The organism is Brachybacterium saurashtrense (assembly GCF_003355475.1).
Lineage (GTDB): Bacteria > Actinomycetota > Actinomycetes > Actinomycetales > Dermabacteraceae > Brachybacterium > Brachybacterium saurashtrense.
Genome location: NZ_CP031356.1, coordinates 2,911,226 through 2,932,974, shown reverse-complemented (window position 1 = coordinate 2,932,974; position 21,749 = coordinate 2,911,226). Strand labels below are relative to the sequence as shown.

Sequence of the window (21,749 nt, the reverse complement as noted above, 5' to 3'; positions counted from 1 at the left end):
GTCCCAGGAAGGGGGCAGTCGATGACGGACCAGAGGATGGACCGCACGAAGCAGGCGGAGGTCGAGGAGCGCCGACGGCTCGGCCACAGCGACGAGCCCGTCGAGGACGCCCTGGTCGAGGAATTCCACAACACGGTGACCGAGGGCGCGAACCGCCTGAACCGCACCTGGCGGGCGCTGGTGGTCACGGGCCTGTTCGGCGGGATCGACGTGGGCATCGGGCTGCTCGCGATGCTCGCCGTGCTGGATGCGACCGGGTCGAAGCTGCTGGGCGGCCTCGCCTTCGGGATCGGCCTGTACGCGCTGCGGCTGGCCCACTCGGAGCTGTTCACCGAGGACTTCCTGGTGCCGATCAACGCGGTGGTGGCCCGCCACGGCACCTGGTGGCAGCTGCTGCGGCTGTGGGGGACCACGCTGCTCACCAACCTCGCCGGGGGCTGGGCGTTCACCTGGCTGGTGGTCGCCGCCTTCCCGCGCTTCGAGGACGTGCTCACCGAGTCCGCCACCGGGTACATGCGCGACGGGCTGACGCTCGAGACCGGGGCGCTCGCGCTGCTCGCCGGGTTCACGATCACCCTGATCACCCGGATGAACCAGGGCTCCTCGGAAGGCATCGCCACCCTGGCCAACTCGCTGATCTCCGGCTTCCTGGTGGTGGGCCTGGCCATGCATCACGGCGCCATGACCTCGGCGATCATCTTCGGCTCCATGCATGCGGGCGCGGACATCACCTACCTCGACTGGCTGGTGTGGTGCAGCTGGGTGATCCCGCTGAACATGCTCGGCGGGCTGGTGATCCTCACCGCCCCGCGCCTGGTGCGCACCTGGGAGCTTGTGCGCGCCGAGCGCGACGCGAAGGCGGCGTCCCCTGCCGAGGAGGACGCGCGCCGCTGAGCTTCCCCGATGCCGGCCCCGCGCCGACCTGGCATCCTGCAGGGCATGGACACCCCGAAGGTCCCCGCCGCGGAGGCGACGCTGCGCCTGCTCACCGCGCTTGCCGCCCGCCGCTCCCCGGTGCCGGCCGCGCGGCTCGCCGAGGAGCTGAACCTGCCGCGCTCGCGCACCTACGACCTGCTGGCCACGCTGGTGGCGCACGGCTATGTGCTGCACCTGGAGCAGGAGCGGCTGTACGGACTGGGGCCCGCGGCGCACGAGCTCTCCGGCGCCTACCTGCAGCAGGAGCCGCTGGCCCGGCTGGGCCGGCGGGTGGTGGAGGCGATGGTGGACGAGGTGGGGGAGTCCGGGCATCTCGCGGTGCTGCACGGCCGGGACGTGCTCTACGTGATCGAGGAGCGGGCCCGGAACCGGCCGGGCCTGGTCACCGACGTGGGCGTGCGCATCCCCGCGCACCTCACCGCCAGCGGCCGCGCGATCCTCGCCGCGCTGCCCGCCGCCCAGATCAGGGCTCTGTACGGGCAGGCGGCGCACTTCACCGCCCGTACCGACGTGCGCGGCCCGTCGGGCCCGAAGGAGCTGCGGGAGCTGCTGGTGCAGGTGCGGCGGGACGGCGTGGCCCGGGAGTCGGGGGAGGTCACCGAGGAGCTCGCCTCGGTGGCCGCCGTGGTGCAGGACCATGCCGGGTGGCCGGCGGCCGCGGTGGCCGTGACCTTCGTGGAGGCCGCGACCGACGAGGCCCGTCGGGCGCAGTGCGAGGAGGCGGTGCGGCGCGCCGCCGAGGAGATCGGCCGCCGCCTGCAGGGCCGGCCGGCGGGCCCGCCGCGCTGAGCACAGGGCCGACGGGCGGGTCTCTCCGCTGAGCACGGGGCCGACGGGCGGGTCTCTCCGCTGAGCACGGGGCCGACGGGCGGGTCTCTCCGCCGTGGCGATCGCCGTGCCGCACGGGCGCACCCCTGCCCGGTATCCCGGACAGCAACGTCGGGCGGGCCCTCGACCAGGGGCTGCTCCCGGTGGTGTGCTGGCCTCCTCAGCTCGTTCACCGCGACCAGGAGCCAGTGATGACCCTCCCCGGAGCCCGCCCCGTCCGCGCCCCCCGCGGCACCGACCTCACCGCCAAGTCCTGGCAGACCGAGGCCCCGCTGCGCATGCTCATGAACAACCTCGACCCCGAGGTCGCCGAGCGCCCCGACGACCTCGTGGTCTACGGCGGCACCGGCCGCGCCGCCCGCTCCTGGGAGGCGTTCGACGCGATCGTCGAGACCCTCAAGGACCTCGAGGACGACGAGACCCTGCTGGTCCAGTCCGGCAAGCCGGTGGGCGTGCTGCGCACCCACGAGTGGGCCCCGCGCGTGCTTCTGGCGAACTCCAACCTGGTGGGCGACTGGGCCACCTGGCCCGAGTTCCGCAGGCTCGAGGCGGAGGGGCTGATGATGTACGGCCAGATGACGGCCGGCTCATGGATCTACATCGCCACCCAGGGCATCCTCCAGGGCACCTTCGAGACCTTCGCCGCCGTGGCGCAGAAGCGGTTCGGCGGCACGCTGGCCGGCACCATCACCCTCACCGGCGGCTGCGGCGGCATGGGCGGCGCGCAGCCGCTGGCCGTGACCCTCAACGACGGCGTGTGCCTCATCGTGGACGTGGACCGCACCCGGCTGGAGCGCCGCGTCGCCAAGCGCTACCTGGGTGAGATCGCCGACGACCTCGAGGACGCCATCGCCCGCGCCAACGCCGCCACGGCGGAGAAGCGGGGCCTCTCGATCGGGATCGTGGGCAACGCGGCGGACGTCTTCCCCGCCCTGCTGGAGCGCCACCGCGCCGGCGACCTGCACATCGACGTGGTCACCGACCAGACCTCCGCCCACGACCCGCTGAGCTACCTGCCCTCCGAGGTGACCGTCGAGGACTGGCAGCGCGAGGCCGAGGCCGATGCCGAGGGCTTCACCAAGAAGTCCCGCGAGGCGATGGCCCGCCAGGTCCAGGCGATGGTGGAGTTCCAGGACGCCGGCGCCGAGGTGTTCGACTACGGCAACTCGATCCGCGACGAGGCCCGCCACGCCGGCTACCAGCGCGCCTTCGAGTTCCCGGGCTTCGTCCCGGCCTACATCCGGCCGCTGTTCTGCGAGGGCCTGGGGCCGTTCCGCTGGGTGGCGCTCTCCGGCGACCCCGAGGACATCAAGGTCACCGACGCCGCGCTGAAGGAGCTGTTCCCCGAGAACGAGCACCTGCACCGCTGGCTGGACGCGGCCGACGAGTTCGTGGAGTTCGAGGGCCTGCCCGCCCGCATCTGCTGGCTGGGCTACGGCGAGCGGCACAAGGCCGGGATGCTCTTCAACGACCTGGTGCGCGAGGGGAAGGTGAAGGCCCCGATCGTGATCGGCCGCGACCACCTCGACTCCGGCTCCGTCGCCTCCCCCTACCGGGAGACGGAGTCGATGCTCGACGGCTCGGACGCGATCGCGGACTGGCCGCTGCTGAACGCCCTGACCTCCACCAGCTCCGGCGCCAGCTGGGTCTCGATCCACCACGGCGGCGGCGTGGGCATCGGCCGCTCGATCCACGCCGGCCAGGTGGGCCTGGCCGACGGCACAGAGCTCGCCCGCCAGAAGCTCGAGCGCCTGCTCACCAACGACCCCGCGATGGGCGTGATCCGCCACGTGGACGCCGGCTACTCGCGGGCCGACCAGGTCGCCCACGAGCGCGGCGTGCGGGTGCCGATGACCCCGGTGCGTCGGGACTGAGCCCTGCAGGACCGCCGTCGGAGGCCGGGGCGACAGATCCCGCAGACGGCGGGTCCCACGAGGAGGAGGAGCGGGGTGCGCCGCGGAGACCGCGGAGCACCCCGCTTCACTCCACGACGACGGTGATCTCGACCGGGTCGACCGGCGGCTCGAGGGTGCCCGAGCTCTGGTCGCAGTCCTCGGCGATCTCGGAGCGGGTGCAGTACAGCACCCGCACCGTGGTGGTGCCGGCCTCGACGCCCGTCAGCTCCACGGCGTACGGCATCGATGCCCCGGGGGCGTCCCCGCCCTCGTCGGTGCCGATCACCTCCTCGTCCATGACCACCTCGGCCTCGGCGACGGCGTCGTCTGTCATGGAGACCACGCCCCAGTCGTCCCCCACCCCCTGGCTGCCGAGCCCCAGGGAGACCTGCGCGCTCTCGCCCACGGCGAGCTGCACCTCGGTGGTGCCCTCCGGCAGCAGCTCGCCCTCGGGGTCGCCACCGCCCGGAGTGCCCCCGATCAGCCCGCAGCCGGCCAGGAGCAGCACGGCCGCGGCCGCGCCGAGGCCCCTGCCCGCGCGCGGCCGTGGGCGGAGTTCTGAGGGCTTGGCCGGTGACACCCGTGACGCGGTGGTGGCGGGGCGCTGAGTCGAGGTGGTCATCGATGCTCCTGGGTCCACGAAGGGGTTCGACACCGTCAGTGTTCCAGAGGGTCTCACCGCTGATGCACGATCCACAGGGGAGTTCTGCCCATCGACCGCATGTCGCCGGTGCGTCAGACTCGGGGGAACGACGTGGGGCGAACGGGAGGAAATGCGTCATGGAGACCGAGGAGCAGGTGGCGATCGTGCTGGGAGCGGTGACGCCGTGGCGGGATCTTCGCCTGGCGATCAAGGGGTTCTCCGGCGAGCCCGGGGCCTCCTATGCCAAGGTGATCGTGCGCAGTGGCGACGAGTCCCAGCTGGTGCGGATCGAGCTCGGTGGGACGGCGGCGACGGACTACGGCGTGAGCCTCCGGCTCGATGAGGTGCCGCCGCCGTCACGGCGCCAGGACGGGCCCGCCCCGACCGGCCGCGGGAGAGTTCTGGTCACGGTGCTGCCTGATGACGGCGAGGGTGCGCGATGATCCCGCTCGGGGCCGACACCGACCACCTTCGCGCCCATGCACATGCGCTGCGCGCGCAGACGGGCGCGTTGCGGAGCCTGTTCGCGGAGCTGGGGGCAGTCGTTCGCTCCGTCGGATGGGTGGGCCCCGACGCTGAGCAGTTCCGCAGCGCGGCGGAGTCCCGATTCCGTGACGCGTCGACCCTTCTCGAGGACATCGACCGTCGCGGTGACGAGCTGCTCGGCCACGCCGACGAGCAGGACGAGGCATCCTCTGCCGAGGGCGGCGGAGGGGTGATCGGGCCGGGAGGTGACGAGGTCGGGGCCGTGAAGGATCCCGGTGATGCCGAAGGCACCGAACCAGCGGACGAGGAGATCCCCGAGGACGACGAGTCGATCGACCCCGACACCTCGGCCCAGGGCGGCATCGGTGACTGCTACCTGCTGTCCTCGTTGCAGGCCCTCGCGCAGCGTGACCCGGACTTCCTGCGCGACCACGTCGACGAGGTCGAGCCCGGGGTCTACGAGGTCACCATGTACGACGAGAACGGCGACCCGATCGTGTATCAGGTCGAGTCCGTCCAGGAGGGCGGAGTCCGTGACGCCGAGGGCGACCAGTCCCTGTACAGCCTGTACGAGCGCGCCTATGCGATGCATCTCGAGGAGAGGGGTGTGGACATCAACGGCGGTTTCCCCGAAGACGCGATGGAGACGCTCACCGGGAAGGGCGCCGATGCCTACGACTCGCTCGAGCTCGGCGAGCTCGCCGAGCAGCTTGATCGGGGGCGCCTGGTCAACACCGACACCGGCGGGATCGACGATCCCGCGCACGACCAGATCGTCGGCAACCACGCCTACACCGTGACCTCGGTGGACACGGAGGCGGGCACCGTGACCGTCACCAATCCGTGGGGTCCGGGCGACCCCAACGCGCCGAAGACCGTGACCATGACGTACGACGGGTACCGGGAGAGCTTCGGACGCACCACCGTGGGTCGGACCGACGAGCCGGGGATGTTCGAGGGCATCGGTATCGGCGACGGCATCGGGTGGCTCTGACGGCGGGCTCGAGGACTGCTGCCGTCCGGGCGTGCCGGCGCACGCCGCCGCCGCGTGACCCGTCGACCCCCGCACGTCCGGTATCCCGGACAATAGCCGGGCGGCGGGTCTGTGACGGGCGCCGTCGCCGCCCGTAGCCTCGGGCCATGACCAGCACCGTTCTCACCGGCATCTCCGAGCTGTGGACCCTCGACCCGGCCCTGGACGATCCCGCCCGCCCGGGCGACGTCGCCGACGCGCAGGTGCTGCGGTACGCCGCGGTGGTGATCGAGGAGGGGCGCATCGCCTGGACCGGCCCCGCCGCCGACGCCCCCGCGGCCGACGCCCGGGAGGACCTCGGCGGTCGGGCGGTGCTGCCCGGCTGGGTGGACTCCCACTCGCACCTCGTGTTCGACGGGGATCGCGCCGCCGAGTTCGAGGCGCGCATGGCCGGGCGCTCCTACAGCGCCGGCGGCATCGCCGTCACCACCGACGCCACCCGTGCCGCCGCCGACGCGCGCCTGCGCGACCTGGTGCGCGACCGGATCGCGGAGGCCGTCGCGGGCGGCACCACCTGCCTGGAGACGAAGACGGGCTACGGCCTCACCGTGGCCGACGAGCTGCGCGCCGCGCAGCTGCTGGACGCGCTGATCGCCGAGGGCGCTCTCGACGAGGCCACCTTCCTCGGCGCCCACCTGGTGCCGCGGGAGTTCGACGGCGAGGACGGCCGCCCCGGCGCCGCGCAGTACGTGGACCTGGTGGCGGGGGAGATGCTCGCGGCGGTCGCCGAGCACGTGCGGTGGATCGACGTGTTCTGCGAGGACGGCGCCTTCGACCCCGAGCAGTCCGCGCAGGTGCTGCGCGCCGGCGCCGCGGCCGGGCTGGGCCTGCGGGTGCACGGCCATCAGCTGGGCCGCTCCGGCGGCGTCGCCCTCGCCGCCGCGCTCGGTGCGGCGAGCGTGGACCACGTCAACCACCTCGCCGCCGAGGACGTCGAGGCGCTCGCCGCCACCGCCGCCCGGCCCACCGCCCCCGGGGACCGTCCCGGCCTGCTCGCCGTCGACGCCGGGCCGACGGTCGCGACCGTGCTGCCCGCCTGCGACCTCTCCACCCGGGCCCCGCTGGCGCCGGCGCGGGAGCTGCTGGACGCCGGGGCCGCGGTCGCCATCGCCTCGAACTGCAACCCCGGCACCAGCTACACCAGCGCGATGAGCTTCTGCGTCACCACCGCGGTGCTGCAGATGCACCTCTCGCTCGGCGAGGCCGTGCGCGCCGCCACCCGCGGCGGCGCCCTCGCGCTGCGCCGCGGCGACGTGGGCCACCTGGGCGTGGGCGCCCGCGCGGACCTGCACGTGCTCGACGCCCCCGCCGCGATCCACCTCGCCTACCGCCCCGGCATGCCGATGACCCACCGGGTGTGGCGGCACGGCCAGGAGCAGCCCCTCGCCCCCGTCCCTCCCACCCCCACCCCGTAGCCCGTCCCCCTCCTCCGAGACGAAAGGACGCTCTCGATGATGACGACGTCCGATGCCGCGCACGACCCCGGCCTGGGCGGCACCGCCGCCCGCCGCAACACCTCGGGCATCGCCCTGCGGCCGATGCCCGGCCACCGCTGGCGCTTCTTCGTGTACAGCGCGATCGGCCTGGCGATGTTCTTCGTCTCGGTCGAGATCGGCGGGAGGTCCACGATCCTCGTGGACCACGCCCTCACCCTGGTGCGCTGGCTGCTGGGCCCCGCCGTGCCGTGGGTGGTGGTGGCGCTGGTGCTGCTGGGCACGGTGCGCCCCTTCGTCACCGGCAGCTGGCGCCGCGGTGCGCTGCGCACCGTCTTCTCGCTGCTGAACGTCGTGGGCCTCGCGGTGGCGGTGTGCGCCGCGGCCGGCTACTACCCCGGCCCGCTCGCGAACCCGGACATCGGCCCCTTCCTGTGGGAGAAGCTCGGGATCCCGGTGGGCCTGATCGTGCCCATCGGCGCCGTGTTCCTCGCCCTGCTGATCAACTACGGCCTGATGGAGTTCATCGGCGTGCTGGTGCGGCCCATCATGCGACCGGTGTGGAAGGTGCCCGGCCGCGCCGCGGTGGACGCGGTCGCCTCCTTCGTGGGCTCCTACTCGCTCGCGCTGCTGATCACCGACCGGGTGTACCGCGAGGGCCGGTACACGGGGAAGGAGGCGGCGATCATCGCCACCGGCTTCTCCACCGTCTCCGCCACCTTCATGGTGATCGTGGCCAGCACCCTGGACCTGATGGCGCACTGGACGCTGTACTTCGTCCTCACCCTGGTGGTGACCTTCGCGGTCACCGCGATCACGGTGCGGATCCCCCCGCTCAGCCGGGTGCCGGCGGAGACCTTCGGGAACGTCACCCACACCCCCGAGCCCACGCCCCGCGGCAACCGCCTCGCCCTGGCGTGGGAGGAGGCGATGCGGGCGCTCGCCAATGCGCCCGGGCTGCTGCGCGGCACCTGGGGGACCTTCAAGGACGGCGTGCTGATGAGCGCCGCGATCGTGCCCTCGATCCTGTCCGTGGGCCTCGCGGGCCTGCTGCTGGCCACCTACACCCCCGTGTTCGACCTCCTGGGATGGCTGTTCGTGCCCTTCGCGTTCCTCGTGCAGCTGCCCGACCCGGTGCTCGCCGGCAAGGCCTTCGCCGTGGGCATCGCGGAGATGTTCCTGCCCGCCACGGTGGTGGCCGGCCACGAGTCGGAGGTGCTGCGCTTCACCGTGGGCGTCACCGCCGTGTCCCAGATCGTGTTCTTCTCCGCCCTGGTGCCCTCCATCCTCGCCACCCGCATCCCCGTGAACGTGGGGCACCTGGTGGTGGTGTGGTTCCTGCGCGTGGTGCTCACCATCCTGATCGCCGCCCCGCTCGCCCACCTGCTCCTGTGATCCGCTCGCGGACGGCCCGCCCGTCGGCGGCCTCGCCGCCCCCGGCCCGCCCGCCGGCGGCCTGACCGCCCCCGGACCGCCCGTCGGCCCCCACCCCTCGCACTCCCCGAAAGGACCCCATGACCAGCACCGCCGCCCCCGCCGCCGTCTCCCTCTCCACCTCCGGCCTCACCCCGGCCGAGGTGCTCGCCGTGGCCCGTCGCGGCGCCCGCGTGGAGCTCGACCCCGCGGCCCGCGCGCAGGTCGCCGCCGTGCGCGCCCACATCGACGCCCTGGCCGCCGGGGACACCCCCGTCTACGGGGTCTCCACCGGCTTCGGCGCGCTCGCCGACACGTCGATCCCGCCGTCGATGCGCCACGCCCTGCAGCGCTCCCTCATCCGCTCCCACGCCGCGGGTGCCGGCCCCGAGGTGGAGACCGAGGTGGTGCGCGCCCTGATGCTGCTGCGCGCCCGCACCCTCGCCTCCGGCCGCACCGGGGTGCGCCCGGTGGTGGTCGAGACGATGCTCGCCCTGCTCAACGCCCACATCACCCCGATCGTGCACGAGTACGGCTCGCTGGGCTGCTCGGGGGATCTCGCCCCGCTGTCCCACTGCGCGATCGTGCTGATGGGGGAGGGGCGCGCCCGCGACCGCGACGGGGTGGAGCGGCCCGTCCCGGAGCTGCTGGCCGAGGCGGGCATCGAGCCGGTGCTGCTGGAGGAGAAGGAGGGCCTGGCCCTCATCAACGGCACCGACGGCATGCTGGGCATGCTGCTGATGGCGCTGGCGGACCTCGAGGAGCTGGTGCGCACCGCCGATCTCAACACCGCGATGTCCGTGCAGGGCCTGCGGGGGCGCGACACCGTGTTCCGCCCGGAGCTGCACGCTCCGCTGCGCCCGCACCCCGGCCAGGAGGCCTCCGCCGCGAACATCCTCGCCCTGCTCGCCGAGTCCCCGATCATCGCCGACGTGGCCGCCGAGGGCTCCCGCGTGCAGGACGCGTACTCGCTGCGCTGCGCCCCGCAGGTGGCGGGCGGCGTGCGTGACACGATCGAGCACGCCCGCACCGTCGCCGCGCGGGAGCTCGCCTCCGCGATCGACAACCCCGTGGTGCTCGAGGACGGCACCGTCACCTCCAACGGCAACTTCCACGGCGCGCCGGTCGCCTACGTGCTGGACTTCCTCGCCGTCGTCTCCGCGGACCTCGCCTCGATCGCGGAGCGACGCACCGACCGGATGCTCGACAAGGCCCGCTCCCACGGCCTGCCCCCGTTCCTCGCCGACGATCCGGGCGTGGACTCGGGCTTCATGATCGCCCAGTACACGCAGGCCGGCCTGGTCTCGGAGATGAAGCGCCTGGCGGCCCCGGCGAGCGTGGACTCGATCCCGTCCTCGGCGATGCAGGAGGACCACGTCTCGATGGGCTGGCACGCCGCCCGCAAGCTCCGCACCAGCGTGGAGAACCTCCGCCGGGTGCTCGCGATCGAGCTGCTCACCGCCGCTCGCGCGATCGACCTGCGCGCGCCGCTGGCCCCGTCGGCCGCCTGCGCCGCCGCGATCGCCGTGCTGCGCCGCACCGTGGAGGGGCCGGGCCCGGACCGCTTCCTCGCCCCGGACATCGCCGAGGCCGAGGCGCGCCTCGCCGACGGCTCCGTGCTGGCCGCGGTGGAGGAGGTCACCGGCGCGCTGCGATGAGGCCCGCCGGGCCGGGCGCCCTTCCGTGCGTCCGGCCCCGGGTCCATAGTGGGGCCATGCACACCGGAAGAGACGCGCCTCACACCGCCTGCGGCATCGTTCCTCCCCATCTGCTGCGGCAGATCGCCCGGGCGGAGACGGCCTCGGCGGGCGAGGGGCCCGACGGGATCGACGCGCGCGACGGCGGCGAGGGAGTCGACCGGGCCGGCGGCGCCGCGGCGGCCGCGCGCACGCTCGAGATCGGCCGGCTGGTCGCCCGCAGCCGCGAGGTGCGCGCGGTGCGCACCGGTCGCGTCGGCCCGCCGAGCACGGCCGCCGGACTGGTCCCGCCCCATCTCCAGCAGCGCCTGCGCGGCCCGCGGCCCATGACGGGGGAGGGTGCGCCGCCGTCGGCCGTGCCGCACGACGCCGTGACCGCCGCCGCCCGGGGCCTCGGCCCGCGGCGCAGCATCCACGACGCCGGCGGCGGCACCGCCCTGCCCGGCGCTCTGGTGCGCGGGGAGGGCGGGGCGCCGACGGGGGACGACTCCGCCGACGAGGCCTACGACGGCCTCGGGGCCACCTGGGAGCTCTATCACCAGGCCTTCTCCCGCGACTCCCTCGACGACCGGGGCATGGGGCTGATCGCCACGGTCCACTACGGCCAGGACTTCCTCAACGCCTTCTGGGACGGGGAGCAGATGATCTTCGGCGACGGCGACGGGGTGCACTTCCGCTCCTTCACGAACGCCGTGGACGTGATCGGCCACGAGCTCACCCACGGGGTCGTGCAGTACACGGCGGGACTGATCTACGTGGCCCAGCCCGGGGCGCTGCACGAGTCGATCGCGGACTGCGCCGGTGCGATGGTGAAGCAGCGCCTGCTGGGCCAGAGCGCCGAGGAGGCGGACTGGCTGATCGGCGAGGGCCTGTTCACCGAGCGGGTCCAGGGCGTGGCGCTGCGCTCGATGAAAGCGCCCGGCACCGCCTACGACGACCCCGTGCTGGGCACCGATCCCCAGCCCGCCTCCATGGAGCACTACGCCGATCTCCCGCACGACGAGGAGAACGACAACGGCGGCGTGCACATCAACTCCGGCATCCCCAACCGGGCGTTCTTCCTGGCGGCGACCGGGATCGGCGGCACGTCGTGGGAGGGGGCGGGGCCGCTGTGGTACGAGGCGCTGACGGGCTCCGGGCTGCCCAAGGACGCCGACTTCGCGACCTTCGCCGCCGCCACCCTCGCCGTCGCCGCGGACCGCCATGGCCAGGGCTCCTCGGCGTACCGCGCGGTCGAGGACGCCTGGCAGGAGGTCGGGGTCCGTCCCGGGCGCCGATGAGCGTGAGCTCACGGCGGCGCCGAGGGCCGGTCGCCGGGCCGAGGGTTAACCTGAGAAGCGCCGCCTCCTCCCGCGCCCGCGGCGCGGGGCGGCCCCGCCCCGCTCCGCCCCCTCGCTGAAGGACGTCTCATGGGAGAACTGCACCTCGGCTTCGAGATCACCGCGCTGATCGTGCTCTGCGCGATCCTGCTCGCCGATCTCCTGCTCGTGATCAAGCGCCCCCACCTGCCCTCCATGAAGGAGTGCGCGGCGTGGATCGGCTTCTACGTGGGCCTGGCGCTGGTGTTCGCGGTGGTGCTGCTGTTCGTGGGCGGCCGGGAGCCGGCCAGCGAGTTCGTCACCGGCTGGCTGCTGGAGTACTCGCTGAGCATCGACAACCTCTTCGTGTTCATCCTGATCATGACGAAGTTCGGGGTGCCGCGGAAGTACCAGCAGGAAGCGCTGATGGTGGGCATCATCATCGCGCTCATCGCGCGCGGCCTGTTCATCCTCGCCGGCGCCGTGATCATCGAGCACTTCACGGCGATCTTCTACCTGTTCGGGCTGTTCCTGCTGTGGACGGCGTGGAAGCAGGCCTTCGAGGACGAGGACGACGGCGCCGACTCCTGGATCATGCGCCTGGTGCGCCGGGTCATCCCCGTCTCCGAGCACTACGACGAGAACAGGCTGCGCACCGTGGTGGACGGCCGGACGGTGTTCACCCCGCTGCTGCTGGTGTTCCTCACCCTGGGCATCACCGACGTGATGTTCGCGCTGGACTCGATCCCCGCCATCTTCGGCGTGACCCGCAACCCGTTCCTGGTGTTCACCGCGAACATCTTCGCGCTGATGGGTCTGCGCCAGCTGTACTTCCTCCTGGGCGGGATGCTGGACCGCCTGGCATACCTGCACTACGGCATCGCGGCGGTGCTGGGCTTCATCGGTGTGAAGCTGCTGATCCACGCGATCCACGAGGCGCCGCTCGGCTTCGTGCCCGGCTTCTCCGTGCTGCAGCGCATCCCCGAGGTGCCGATCTGGCTGTCGCTGAGCTTCATCGTGGTCGCGATGGGAGCCTCGGTGATCGCCTCGGTGATCGCGGCGGGCCGGAAGAACCGGCGCGAGCGCGTCGCCCCGTGACCGCGGCGGCCCTCGCGCTCACACCGCCGGGGTCGCGAACCCGCCGTTGGAGTTCAGCAGCTGGCCGCGGATCCACGCGCCCCGCTCCGAGAGCAGGAAGCGCACCAGGTCCGCGACGGTGTCCGGGCCGGCCAGCTGCCCGCCCGGCATCTGCGCCGCGCAGGCGGCCCGCACCGTCTCGTCCATCCAGCCGGTGTCGATCGGGCCGGGGTTGAGCACGTTGGTGCGGATCCCGCGGCCGGCGAGCTCGTGGGTGCCGGCCAGCACCACCCTGTCCAGCGCCCCCTTGGTGGCGCCGTAGGGCAGGTTGTGCACGGTGTGATCGCTGGTCAGCGCGATCATCGACCCGCCGGGGGTGTCGGTGCCCTCCTCGACCTGCTCCGCGAAGGCCCGCAGCAGCAGCCAGGTGGCGCGCACGTTGACCGCGTAGTGGCGGTCGAAGCTCTCCACCGTGGTGTCCAGGATCGAGGAGTCCACGGACTCGCAGTGGCAGGTCACGAGCGCGCCGAGGGTGCCGAGCGCCTCCCGGGCCGCGCCCACCACCTCGCCCGGGACGGCGGGATCGGCCAGATCGCCCGGCAGCAGCACCACACGTCGGCCCTGCGCGCGCAGCTCCTCGGCGAGCAGCTCCACGTCGGCGTCCTCGCCCAGCACACGCCGGTCGTAGGGGGCGTGGTAGCTCAGCGCGAGGTCGTAGCCGTCCGCGGCGAGGCCGCGGGCGATCGCGGCACCGATCCCGCGGCGGCGTCCCACGCCGGTGAGCAGGGCGGTGCGGGGCAGCGGGGCGGCGGTGGGCCGGGTGGTGGCGGTGTGCATGGCCTCGACGGTAGGGCCCGCCTGCGACCACGGCCAGCGGTTTTCGGCCGACGGGCCGCTCAGCCCTCCGGGTGCCGGAGGGTCAGCGCCCGCGGCTCGAAGAGCTCGATCCGCCCGCAGGCGGTGCAGGACAGCAGCGCGGCCTCCGGGCTGAACGCGTCCACCCCGAACATCGAGGCGGTGCTGCTGCTCATCACCGCCCGGCGGTGCCAGAACCATCCCTGGCCGCAGTGCCCGCAGGTGACCGTCTTCTCCCCGGCGACGGCCCAGACCGGCTGATCGCCCGCCATCGTCATCCCTCCTTCGACTGGCGCAGGCGCTCGAGCACCTGCGCGGTGGTCCGCAACCGCACCTGCGGCGCGAACAGGCTCATGGTGTGCAGGGCCGCCGCGCCGTTCTCCTCGGTCGAGGCCGCGCAGGCGTCGGTGACCACGGTGACGTGCGCGCCGGCGTCCGCCGCGGCCAGCACGGTGGTGAGCACGCAGCAGTCCGTGGAGACCCCGGTGACCAGCAGCTCCGGGGCGCGCCCCACGGTCCCCGCCAGCTGCGGGCCCCACTTGCCGAAGGTGGGCTCGTCCACGGCGGGGCGGGCGGAGAGATCGCGTGCCTGCGGGACCAGCGCGTAGAGCGGGTCGGTGGCGGGGACGTCCGCGAAGGGCCAGGCGCGGAAGTACTCGCCCCAGGCGGTGTCCCTGTCCGCCGTGGGCAGCCAGCGCGTGAGCACGGTGCGCTCACGGCCCAGGTGCTCGGCGAGGTGGGCGATCCGTTCCATCGCGGCGGGGAAGGCGGGGGAGGCCCAGTCGGAGGCGGGATCGGCGAAGATCCGCTGCGCATCGACGACCAGGAGCCACGGGGCGGGGGCGGCGGTGCTCATGCGGGCACTGTACGGCGCGCGCGAGCTCGGGTCACACGCCGCGCGCCGCGGCCCCCTCCTCCTGTGCCCGGATCCGGCCGCGCCGCGCCACCAGGCACACCGCGAAGGAGAGCACCAGCGCCACGAACACGCCCAGGTTGGCGTAGGCCCAGTCGCCCTCGCGGCCGCCCACCAGGAACAGCAGGTAGCCCTGCCAGTTGTTCCACGGGGCGGCCTCGGCGAACTGGTTGATCACCAGCCCCCAGCCGATCACGGAGGCGACCGCCATCGTCGCGATGGAGGTGAGGTCCCAGGCGCCGTAGCGGCCGCGGGCGTCGAACAGCGCCTGCTCGTCGTAGTCCGCGCGGCGGGTGAGGATGTCGGCGATGAGGATCCCCGCCCAGGAGGCGAGCGGCACGCCCAGGGTGAGGAGGAAGCTCTGGAAGGGGCCCAGGAAGTCGGTGGCGAAGAAGACCACCCAGATGGTGCCGGCGGTGAGGATCAGCCCGTCGATCGCGGCGGCCGCGGGGCGGGGGATGTCGATGCCGAGGCTCAGCAGCGTCAGCCCCGAGGAGTAGATGCCCAGCACCGCGCCGGAGACCAGCGCGAGCACGGCCGCGAGCAGGAACGGCACCAGCACCCACACCGGCAGCAGCGCCGCCAGCGCCCCGATCGGATCGGCCGCGACGGCGTCGAACAGCGCCGGGTCAGAGCCGGCCAGCAGGGTGCCGAACAGCACCAGCAGCACCGGGGCGAGGGAGCCGCCGAGCGTGTTCCAGGCGACGATCGCGCCGTCGGAGGCGGTGCGGGACTGGTACCGCGACCAGTCCGCGGCGATGTTGATCCAGCCCAGACCGAAGCCCGTCATCACCATCACCAGCGCGCCGATCACCTGGCCGGGGCTGCCGCCGGGCTGCGCCATCACGGCGGCGAGGTCGATGTGGTCCAGCGTGAGTGCCACGTACAGGATCGTCACCGCGCCCGTAATCCAGGTGAGCACCGACTGGAGCTTCATGATCGTGTGATAGCCCAGCACCGAGGCGGTGACGATCAGCGCCGCCACGATCACGGTGGCGATCACCCGCAGCGCGGTGCTCTGCCCGTCCCCGCCCAGCTGGGTGATCACGGTGGCGGTGGCCAGCACCGCCATGATCGCCAGGAACGTCTCCCAGCCGATCGAGGTGAGCCAGGAGACGATCCCCGGCACCTTCTGGCCGTGCACGCCGAACGCGGCGCGGGAGAGCACCATCGTGGGGGCGGAGCCGCGCTTGCCGGCGATCGCGATCAGCCCGCACAGCAGGAACGAGACCACGATCCCGAGCGTGGAGACCACCGCGGCCTGCCAGAAGGAGATGCCGAAGCCCAGCACCCAGGAGCCGTAGCTCATGCCGAACACGGAGACGTTCGCGGCGAACCAGGGCCAGAACAGATCCCGCGGACGGGCGGTGCGCTCCGACTCGGCGATGATCTCGATGCCGGCGGTCTCGATGATGCCGGCGCCGCCCACGGGCGCGGCGGCGGTGCTCTCGGGCGAGGTCATGGCTGCTCCGGGGAGGTGGGCCCGGCGCGGCCGGGCGGGAGGGACGGCTCTGGGGTGAAGTCTCCCACGGTCGCGCGCCGCGCGCCGGGGAGGCCGGCGGTGGGCGGAGGGGCCGCGCCGGAACGGGAATAGTGTGGCGGTGTGCCCCAGCCCGGATCCCGCCCCGCCCCCACTCCCCGGCAGCGCCTGCAGGACTCCGGCCGGCGCCTGCTGAGCCTCGGCCCCAGCCGGGTGGACCACATCCCCGCCCTCCGCATCGCGCTGGGCCTCGCGCTCCCGCTGCTGGCGCTGCTGCTCACCGGTCGCCTCGAGTGGGCGATGTTCGCGGGCTTCGGTGCGTTCACCGGCATCTACTCCCGGTACGAGCCCACTCGACTGCGCTTCCGCCGCCAGGTCACGGCGGGGGCGATGCTCACGCTGTGCGTCACCGCCGGGGCGGCGCTCGCCCGGCTCGGCGAGTCGCTGAGCGCGCCGGTGGAGTCGTGGATGACGCTGCTGGTCGGTTCGGTGGTCGCGGGTCTCGCCGCGGCCTTCGTGCTCGCGCGCGGCCTGAAGCCCGGCGGGGCGGTGTTCCCGCTGTTCGCGGTCGCGGCCGTCGCCTCCGCGCCGCCCGCCGCCCCGGTCTGGGTGGCGTTCGCGGTGGCGGCGGGCAGCGCGAGCCTCTGCGTGGGTCTCGGACTGCTCGGCCACTGGGCGGGGGAGCGCCATCCGGGGGCCGACGTCCGCGCCGCCGCGGAGACCTGGACCCGCGGCCAGCTCGCCGCCGAGTTCGGTGCCTTCGCGCTCGCCTCCGGTCTCGCCGGGGTGCTGGGTCTCGCCTCCGGCCTGCCGTTCCCGTACTGGGCGCAGATCGCCGCGATCGCGCTGCTCTCGGCGCCGGGTCGCACCCTGAAGGTGGAGCGCGGTCTGCACCGCGTGGTGGGCACCGCCCTCGGTGTGGTCACCACGGCCTTCCTGCTGTCCTTCCCCAGCGAGCCGTGGCAGCTGGTGGTGTGGGTGGTGGTGCTGCAGTTCCTCGCCGAGATGTACGTGCTGCGCAACTACGCCTTCGCGCTGCTGTTCATCACCCCGCTGGCGCTGCTCATGGTGCAGCTCGCCCATCCCCAGCCCGTGGGCCCGCTGCTCGAGGCGCGGGTGCTCGAGACCGCGATCGGCGCGGTCGCCGGCATCGCCGTGGTGCTGGCCGGGGCGCTGCGGATCCGGTGGGCGGCGCGGCGCGCGGCGCCGGACACCGGCGGCTCGGCGGAGCCGACGGGTGCAGAGTCCGGTCGCCCCGGCGCCTCCTGAACGCCCTGTCCCGCCCGGCTGTCGGACCCTCCTCGACCGCCGCGCAGCAGGCTCGTAGCCTCGCCGCATGCCTGCCGCCGAGCCCCTCGCCGAGCCCTCCGTCCCCGCCTACACCCACGGCTACGGTGCGGCCGTGCTGGACAGCCACCGCACCCGCACCGCCGAGAACTCGGCCGCGCACCTGCTGCCGCACTTGCGCCCCGGGCAGCGCCTGCTGGACGTGGGCAGCGGCGCGGGCACCATCACCGCGGATCTCGCCCGGATCGTCGGCCCCGAGAACGTCACCGCGCTGGAGGTCTCCGAGGAGGCGGCCGCGCTCACCTGCGCCGAGCTGGCGCGGCAGGGGCTGCACGCGGCGGAGGTGCGGGTGGGCGACGCCCGGGACACCGGGCTGGAGGCCGGCTCCTTCGACGTGGTCCATGCCCACCAGGTGCTGCAGCACGTGCCCGGGCCCGTGGAGGCGCTCGTCGAGATGCACCGTCTGACCCGCCCGGGCGGGATCGTGGCGGTGCGGGACAGCGACTACGAAGGGTTCCGCTGGTACCCCGAGAGCCCCGGCATCGACCGATGGCGGGAGCTGTACCTGCGCGCGACCCGCGCCAACGGCGGCACCCCGGATGCCGGCCGGCGCCTGCTGTCCTGGGCGCAGGAGGCGGGCTTCGAGGACGTCACCCCGGGGGCCTCCACCTGGCTGCACGCCACCCCGGAGGCGCGCCGCGCCTGGGCGGAGACCTGCGCGGGCCGCCTCGAGAGCGGGCCCTTCGCCGCCCAGCTCGCGCGGGAGGGCTGGGCGGAGGCCGAGGAGCGGCAGGAGCTGGCCGACGCCTTCCGCCGCTGGGCGGAGGAGCCGGACGGCTGGTTCGCCCTGCTGCACGGGGAGATCCTCGCGCGGGCCTCGACAGCGCCCCCGCGATGACTTATGGTTGAAAACGCAATCAATTCGATCCTCGGAGGCTCCCCATGTCCCTCAGCACCGCCATCCTCCGCGCCGTCCCCGGCGCCTTCATCCTCAACTCCGGCCTGGGCAAGCTGGGCCTGCCCGCCGAGGCCGCCGCGGGCCTGCAGGGCATGGCCGCCCAGGGCGTCCCGCCGCTGGGGAAGCTCACCCCCGAGCAGTTCGCGAAGTTCCTCAGCTACGGCGAGATCGCCGTGGGCGCCTCCCTGCTGCTCCCCTTCGTCCCCACCCGCGTCGCCGGGCTGGGCCTGGCCGTCTTCTCCGGCTCGATGGTGTCGATGTACCTGCGCACCCCCGGGATGACCGAGGCAGACGGCGTGCGCCCCACCCAGGACGGCACCGCGATCGCGAAGGACACCTGGCTGCTGGCGATCGCCGCGGCGCTGCTGCTCTCCGGCGGGAAGAAGCCCGCGGCCGACTGACGGCGGCGCCGTCGGCCCCGGAGCCCCTGCCAGCCCGCGCCGGCACCCTGACCTCCGCCGGCCCGCACGACCCCTCCTGCGCCGGGCCGCCGCGCGGTGTCCCGGTGGCCCTCAGCCAGCACCCTCCAGTCGTGCCAGCCGCGCGGTGAGGAAACGCTGCTCCGCGGCGTTGTCGGCGAGCTCGAGCGCCCGCTGCCAGGCGGCGACGGCCCGCTCGGGCCGGCCCGTCTCCTCGTGGAACATCGCCAGCGCGGCGTGGAAGGGATGGTGGTGGGCGAGGCCGGGCTCGCCCTCCAGCTCCCGCAGCGCGTCCAGGCCCTCCCGCGGGCTGCGGGCGCGCCCCAGGGCGATCGCCCGGTTCATCCGCACCACCGGGTCCTCGCCCCGGCTCAGCAGCAGCGAGTACAGCGCCAGGATCTGCTCCCAGTCGGTGGCCTCGAAGGTCGCGGCCTCGGCGTGCACCGCGGCGATCGCGGCCTGGATCGTGAACCGGCCGGCGTCCTCCCGGCCCGCCGCCACCTGGACGAGGGCGAGCCCCTCCGAGAGTGCGTCGCGGTCCCAGACGGAGCGATCCTGCTCCTCCAGCGGGATGGGCGTGCCCTCGGCGTCCTGCCGGGCGGGGGCGCGGGCCTCGGTGAGGAGCATCAGCGCGAGCAGCCCCTGCACCTCCGCGGCCTCGGGCTGCAGGCGGTGCAGGATGCGGCCCAGCCGGATCGCCTCCGCGGTGAGCTCCTGCCGGATCGGGGCGTCGCCGCTGCTGGCGGCGTAGCCCTCGGTGAACACCAGGGAGATCGCGGTGAGCACTAGCGGCAGCCGGCGTGCCCGCTCCTGGGGCGAGTCCGGCACGGTGAGCGGGATCCCCGCACCGCGGATCCGCCGCTTCGCCCGGGTGATCCGCGCCTGCAGCGTGGGCACCGGCACCAGCAGCGCCTGCGCCACCTCGGCGGTGCTCAGCGCGCCCACGAAGCGCAGCATGAGCGCGATCCTGTCCGCCGGGGCGATCGCCGGGTGGCAGCAGCCCATCAGCATCGCGAGCCGTTCGTCGGGCAGGTCCTCGCCGCGCAGCGCGGCCTCGTCGGCGGGCGGGGCGACGGCGGCACCCTCCTGCACGTGCAGCGCGGCGAGGCGCCGCGCATGGACGGCGTCCCGCCGCACCCGGTCCAGGGCGGCCCGGGTGGCCACCGTGGTGAGCCAGGCCAGCGGGCTGCGCGGCACGCCCCGCTCGGGCCAGGTGCGCAGCGCCGTCTCCATCGCCTCCTGCGCCGCCTCCTCGGCGAGGTCGAGGTCGCCCACGCGGCGCACGAGGGTGGCGAGCAGGCGGGAGTGCTCCTCCCGGTGCACCCGGGCGAGCACGTCGCCCGTCGGCCGCCCCTCGTGCGCCGTCGGCTCCACGGGTCAGAGCTCCAGCATCGGCCGGATCTCCACCCGGCCCCCGATCGCGCCGGGGCACTTCGCCGCCCAGGCGAGGGCGTCGTCGAGGCTCGGCACGTCGATCACGATCGTGCCGCCCACGAACTCGCGGCTCTCCGCGTAGGGGCCGGCGGTGACCACCGGCTCCGCCTCGCGGCTCGCCCTCGTCACGCTCGTGCCCTCCTCCGGGTCGGTGAGCGCGAAGCCGCCGGCGAGCACGCCGGCCTCCTCGAGCTCCGCGTCGAAGGCGAGGAACTCCTCGACGCCGGGCCCCTCCTCGGTCTCCCCGCAGCGGTCGTCGGCCAGATTCCCCATCAGCAGCAGGACGTACTTCATGGTCGCTCCTTCGGTGGTGCGTGCACCGAGCCGGACGGCCCGGACACCACTATGACGAACGAGGGCGGCGCAGATCGACAGCGGCGGCGGAATCGGTGGGAGCGGCGCGCCCCGGGCGCGCGGGCGCCGCCGCCGACGCCTCTGTGATCCAGGCAATAATGCAACTCTGGAGTGGCGAAAAGGCACGAGGTGAGGCTAGCCTCAGTAGCGACCACGACGAGGCGCCCCGGCAGCGGCGCCCGGCGCCGCCCCCAGAGAAAGTCCCCTCCATGACCTCCTTCTCCCGTCGCCACTTCGGCGCCCTCTCCGCGGCCGGCGCGCTCGGCCTGGCCCTCACCGCCTGCGGCACCGATTCCGTGAGCGACGCCGCGGCCGGGACCGAGGCGGACGCCGCCGGCACCGTCGAGGTCGAGGACAACAACGGCACCCAGACCGTCACCACCCCGCCCGCCTCCGTGGTCGCGACCGACAACCGCACCTTCGAGACCCTCGCGGACTGGGGCATCACCCTCACCGCCGCCGCCCGCGCGCTGATGCCCACCACCAACCCGTACAAGGACGACGAGTCGATCATCGACCTGGGCCTGCACACCGAGCCCGATCTCGAGGCCGTGGTCGCCGCCGAGCCCACCCTGATCGTCAACGGCCAGCGCTTCGCCGACTACCACGACGACTTCGCGAAGTACGCGCCGGAGGCCGCCATCCTCGAGCTCGACCCCCGCGACGGCGAGCCCTTCGCCGACGAGCTCAAGCGCCAGGTGGAGGTGCTCGGCCAGGTGTTCGCCAAGGAGGAGGAGGCCGCCCAGCTGGGCGCGGACCTCGACGCCGCGATGGAGCGCGTGCGCGCCGCGTACGACGGCACCTCCACCGTCATGGCCGTGACCACCTCCGGCGGCGAGATCGGCTACATCGCCCCGGGCATGGGCCGCACCCTGGGCTGGACCTTCGACGCCCTCGGCTTCGCCCCCGCGCTCGAGGTGGAGGGCGCGAGCGACGACCACCAGGGCGACGACATCTCCGTCGAGGCGATCGCGGACTCGAACCCGGACTGGATCCTGGTGATGGACCGCGACGCCGCGATCTCCGCCGACGACCCGGAGTTCACCCCCGCCAACGAGATCCTCGACTCCTCCGAGGCGCTCGCCGGGGTCACCGCGGTGGCCGAGGGTCATATCGTCTACATGCCCGCCGACACGTACACCAACGAGTCGATCCAGACCTACACCGAGTTCTTCAGCGCGCTCGCCGACGCGCTCGAGGCGACGGCCTGAGCCACGGACGCCGCTGAGCACCGCACGGCGGGCGGGACCCTCGGGGTCCTGCCCGCCGTGCGGCGTGCCTGGCGGCGACCCGTCGGACGATCCCCTCAG

At 73.8% G+C, this 21,749-nt stretch carries 21 protein-coding genes; 14 read left to right on the top strand and 7 right to left on the bottom strand.

From position 1 onward, the window contains the following. The first annotated feature begins 21 nt into the window (after positions 1–21). The 3 genes from DWV08_RS13160 to hutU all read left to right on the top strand — a co-directional run bounded on the left by DWV08_RS13160 (position 22) and on the right by hutU (position 3,638). On the top strand, positions 22–894 hold the full coding sequence (locus tag DWV08_RS13160; protein ID WP_420897503.1) for a formate/nitrite transporter family protein: 873 nt from the start codon (positions 22–24) through the stop codon (positions 892–894). Between the two features lie 45 nt (positions 895–939). Beyond that, positions 940–1,725, top strand: coding sequence for an IclR family transcriptional regulator (locus DWV08_RS13155; protein WP_115415028.1), 786 nt, complete (start codon positions 940–942; stop codon positions 1,723–1,725). A 230-nt stretch (positions 1,726–1,955) separates the two neighbouring features. Beyond that, entirely contained in the window at positions 1,956–3,638 is a 1,683-nt protein-coding gene (gene hutU, locus DWV08_RS13150; protein WP_115414216.1) for a urocanate hydratase, read from the top strand. Positions 3,639–3,744: 106 nt separating this feature from the next. Here the strand turns inward: hutU and DWV08_RS13145 are convergent, their stop codons facing one another. Then, complete coding sequence (locus tag DWV08_RS13145) at positions 3,745–4,281, bottom strand: hypothetical protein (RefSeq protein ID WP_115414215.1); 537 nt, start codon at positions 4,279–4,281, stop codon at positions 3,745–3,747. Positions 4,282–4,439: 158 nt separating this feature from the next. On the opposite strand from DWV08_RS13145, the gene DWV08_RS13140 reads away from it, so the two are divergent. From DWV08_RS13140 to DWV08_RS13110, 7 genes are all read left to right on the top strand, one after another. Further along, positions 4,440–4,745, top strand: a complete 306-nt coding sequence (locus tag DWV08_RS13140; protein WP_115414214.1) for a hypothetical protein — start codon at positions 4,440–4,442, stop codon at positions 4,743–4,745. Next, complete coding sequence (locus DWV08_RS13135; RefSeq protein ID WP_115414213.1) at positions 4,742–5,782, top strand: C2 family cysteine protease; 1,041 nt, start codon at positions 4,742–4,744, stop codon at positions 5,780–5,782. Before DWV08_RS13140 ends, DWV08_RS13135 begins: the two co-directional genes overlap by 4 nt. Before the next feature lie 146 nt (positions 5,783–5,928). After that, positions 5,929–7,236, top strand: coding sequence for an imidazolonepropionase (hutI, locus tag DWV08_RS13130; protein ID WP_115414212.1), 1,308 nt, complete (start codon positions 5,929–5,931; stop codon positions 7,234–7,236). A gap of 36 nt (positions 7,237–7,272) precedes the next feature. Continuing rightward, positions 7,273–8,649, top strand: a complete 1,377-nt coding sequence (locus DWV08_RS13125) for a YjiH family protein (RefSeq protein ID WP_115414211.1) — start codon at positions 7,273–7,275, stop codon at positions 8,647–8,649. Between the two features lie 119 nt (positions 8,650–8,768). Next, entirely contained in the window at positions 8,769–10,325 is a 1,557-nt protein-coding gene (hutH, locus tag DWV08_RS13120) for a histidine ammonia-lyase (RefSeq protein ID WP_115414210.1), read from the top strand. Positions 10,326–10,381: 56 nt separating this feature from the next. Further along, entirely contained in the window at positions 10,382–11,644 is a 1,263-nt protein-coding gene (locus DWV08_RS13115; RefSeq protein WP_115414209.1) for a M4 family metallopeptidase, read from the top strand. A 129-nt stretch (positions 11,645–11,773) separates the two neighbouring features. Next, complete coding sequence (locus tag DWV08_RS13110; protein WP_115414208.1) at positions 11,774–12,760, top strand: TerC family protein; 987 nt, start codon at positions 11,774–11,776, stop codon at positions 12,758–12,760. 18 nt (positions 12,761–12,778) lie between these two features. Here DWV08_RS13110 and DWV08_RS13105 read toward each other — a convergent pair whose 3' ends face one another. The 4 genes from DWV08_RS13105 to DWV08_RS13090 are packed head-to-tail and all read right to left on the bottom strand — an operon-like array spanning position 12,779 to position 15,969. Continuing rightward, positions 12,779–13,576 (bottom strand): SDR family oxidoreductase, encoded by a 798-nt coding sequence (locus DWV08_RS13105; protein ID WP_115414207.1) that lies wholly within the window; start codon positions 13,574–13,576, stop codon positions 12,779–12,781. Between the two features lie 59 nt (positions 13,577–13,635). Beyond that, a complete protein-coding gene (locus DWV08_RS13100; protein WP_127097481.1) occupies positions 13,636–13,872 on the bottom strand; it encodes a hypothetical protein in 237 nt (78 codons plus the stop codon). After that, entirely contained in the window at positions 13,869–14,450 is a 582-nt protein-coding gene (locus DWV08_RS13095) for a cysteine hydrolase family protein (protein WP_115414205.1), read from the bottom strand. The genes DWV08_RS13100 and DWV08_RS13095 overlap by 4 nt, the downstream gene beginning before the upstream one ends. 31 nt (positions 14,451–14,481) lie before the next feature. Further along, positions 14,482–15,969 carry a purine-cytosine permease family protein gene (locus tag DWV08_RS13090; protein ID WP_115414204.1) on the bottom strand — a complete coding sequence of 496 codons (1,488 nt, stop codon included), beginning with the start codon at positions 15,967–15,969 and terminating at the stop codon, positions 14,482–14,484. A gap of 141 nt (positions 15,970–16,110) precedes the next feature. Between DWV08_RS13090 and DWV08_RS13085 the strand changes: the two genes are divergently transcribed. The 3 genes from DWV08_RS13085 to DWV08_RS13075 all read left to right on the top strand — a co-directional run bounded on the left by DWV08_RS13085 (position 16,111) and on the right by DWV08_RS13075 (position 18,633). After that, positions 16,111–17,256 carry an FUSC family protein gene (locus DWV08_RS13085; RefSeq protein ID WP_241237238.1) on the top strand — a complete coding sequence of 382 codons (1,146 nt, stop codon included), beginning with the start codon at positions 16,111–16,113 and terminating at the stop codon, positions 17,254–17,256. A 67-nt stretch (positions 17,257–17,323) separates the two neighbouring features. After that, the gene (locus DWV08_RS13080; protein ID WP_115414203.1) at positions 17,324–18,172 is read left to right on the top strand and encodes a methyltransferase domain-containing protein; all 849 of its coding nucleotides are present in this window, start codon (positions 17,324–17,326) and stop codon (positions 18,170–18,172) included. Between the two features lie 44 nt (positions 18,173–18,216). Continuing rightward, positions 18,217–18,633 (top strand): DoxX family membrane protein, encoded by a 417-nt coding sequence (locus DWV08_RS13075; RefSeq protein ID WP_115414202.1) that lies wholly within the window; start codon positions 18,217–18,219, stop codon positions 18,631–18,633. A 111-nt stretch (positions 18,634–18,744) separates the two neighbouring features. Here the strand turns inward: DWV08_RS13075 and DWV08_RS13070 are convergent, their stop codons facing one another. Continuing rightward, positions 18,745–20,025: an RNA polymerase sigma factor gene (locus DWV08_RS13070; protein WP_115414201.1), complete on the bottom strand. Its 1,281-nt coding sequence runs from the start codon at positions 20,023–20,025 to the stop codon at positions 18,745–18,747. Positions 20,026–20,028: 3 nt separating this feature from the next. Beyond that, positions 20,029–20,379: a YciI family protein gene (locus DWV08_RS13065; RefSeq protein WP_115414200.1), complete on the bottom strand. Its 351-nt coding sequence runs from the start codon at positions 20,377–20,379 to the stop codon at positions 20,029–20,031. 269 nt (positions 20,380–20,648) lie between these two features. Here DWV08_RS13065 and DWV08_RS13060 point away from each other — a divergent pair, with 269 nt between their 5' ends. Beyond that, on the top strand, positions 20,649–21,650 hold the full coding sequence (locus DWV08_RS13060) for a siderophore ABC transporter substrate-binding protein (RefSeq protein ID WP_115414199.1): 1,002 nt from the start codon (positions 20,649–20,651) through the stop codon (positions 21,648–21,650). The last annotated feature ends 99 nt before the right edge of the window (positions 21,651–21,749 follow it).

Excerpts from the sequence above, each read along its gene's own strand:
- DWV08_RS13160 (WP_420897503.1), top strand. The coding sequence starts at position 22 with ATGACGGACCAGAGGATGGACCGCACGAAGCAGGCGGAGGTCGAGGAG.
- DWV08_RS13155 (WP_115415028.1), top strand. The coding sequence starts at position 940 with ATGGACACCCCGAAGGTCCCCGCCGCGGAGGCGACGCTGCGCCTGCTC.
- hutU (WP_115414216.1), top strand. The coding sequence starts at position 1,956 with ATGACCCTCCCCGGAGCCCGCCCCGTCCGCGCCCCCCGCGGCACCGAC.
- DWV08_RS13145 (WP_115414215.1), bottom strand. The coding sequence starts at position 4,281 with ATGACCACCTCGACTCAGCGCCCCGCCACCACCGCGTCACGGGTGTCA.
- DWV08_RS13140 (WP_115414214.1), top strand. The coding sequence starts at position 4,440 with ATGGAGACCGAGGAGCAGGTGGCGATCGTGCTGGGAGCGGTGACGCCG.
- DWV08_RS13135 (WP_115414213.1), top strand. The coding sequence starts at position 4,742 with ATGATCCCGCTCGGGGCCGACACCGACCACCTTCGCGCCCATGCACAT.
- hutI (WP_115414212.1), top strand. The coding sequence starts at position 5,929 with ATGACCAGCACCGTTCTCACCGGCATCTCCGAGCTGTGGACCCTCGAC.
- DWV08_RS13125 (WP_115414211.1), top strand. The coding sequence starts at position 7,273 with ATGATGACGACGTCCGATGCCGCGCACGACCCCGGCCTGGGCGGCACC.
- hutH (WP_115414210.1), top strand. The coding sequence starts at position 8,769 with ATGACCAGCACCGCCGCCCCCGCCGCCGTCTCCCTCTCCACCTCCGGC.
- DWV08_RS13115 (WP_115414209.1), top strand. The coding sequence starts at position 10,382 with ATGCACACCGGAAGAGACGCGCCTCACACCGCCTGCGGCATCGTTCCT.
- DWV08_RS13110 (WP_115414208.1), top strand. The coding sequence starts at position 11,774 with ATGGGAGAACTGCACCTCGGCTTCGAGATCACCGCGCTGATCGTGCTC.
- DWV08_RS13105 (WP_115414207.1), bottom strand. The coding sequence starts at position 13,576 with ATGCACACCGCCACCACCCGGCCCACCGCCGCCCCGCTGCCCCGCACC.
- DWV08_RS13100 (WP_127097481.1), bottom strand. The coding sequence starts at position 13,872 with ATGACGATGGCGGGCGATCAGCCGGTCTGGGCCGTCGCCGGGGAGAAG.
- DWV08_RS13095 (WP_115414205.1), bottom strand. The coding sequence starts at position 14,450 with ATGAGCACCGCCGCCCCCGCCCCGTGGCTCCTGGTCGTCGATGCGCAG.
- DWV08_RS13090 (WP_115414204.1), bottom strand. The coding sequence starts at position 15,969 with ATGACCTCGCCCGAGAGCACCGCCGCCGCGCCCGTGGGCGGCGCCGGC.
- DWV08_RS13080 (WP_115414203.1), top strand. The coding sequence starts at position 17,324 with ATGCCTGCCGCCGAGCCCCTCGCCGAGCCCTCCGTCCCCGCCTACACC.
- DWV08_RS13075 (WP_115414202.1), top strand. The coding sequence starts at position 18,217 with ATGTCCCTCAGCACCGCCATCCTCCGCGCCGTCCCCGGCGCCTTCATC.
- DWV08_RS13065 (WP_115414200.1), bottom strand. The coding sequence starts at position 20,379 with ATGAAGTACGTCCTGCTGCTGATGGGGAATCTGGCCGACGACCGCTGC.
- DWV08_RS13060 (WP_115414199.1), top strand. The coding sequence starts at position 20,649 with ATGACCTCCTTCTCCCGTCGCCACTTCGGCGCCCTCTCCGCGGCCGGC.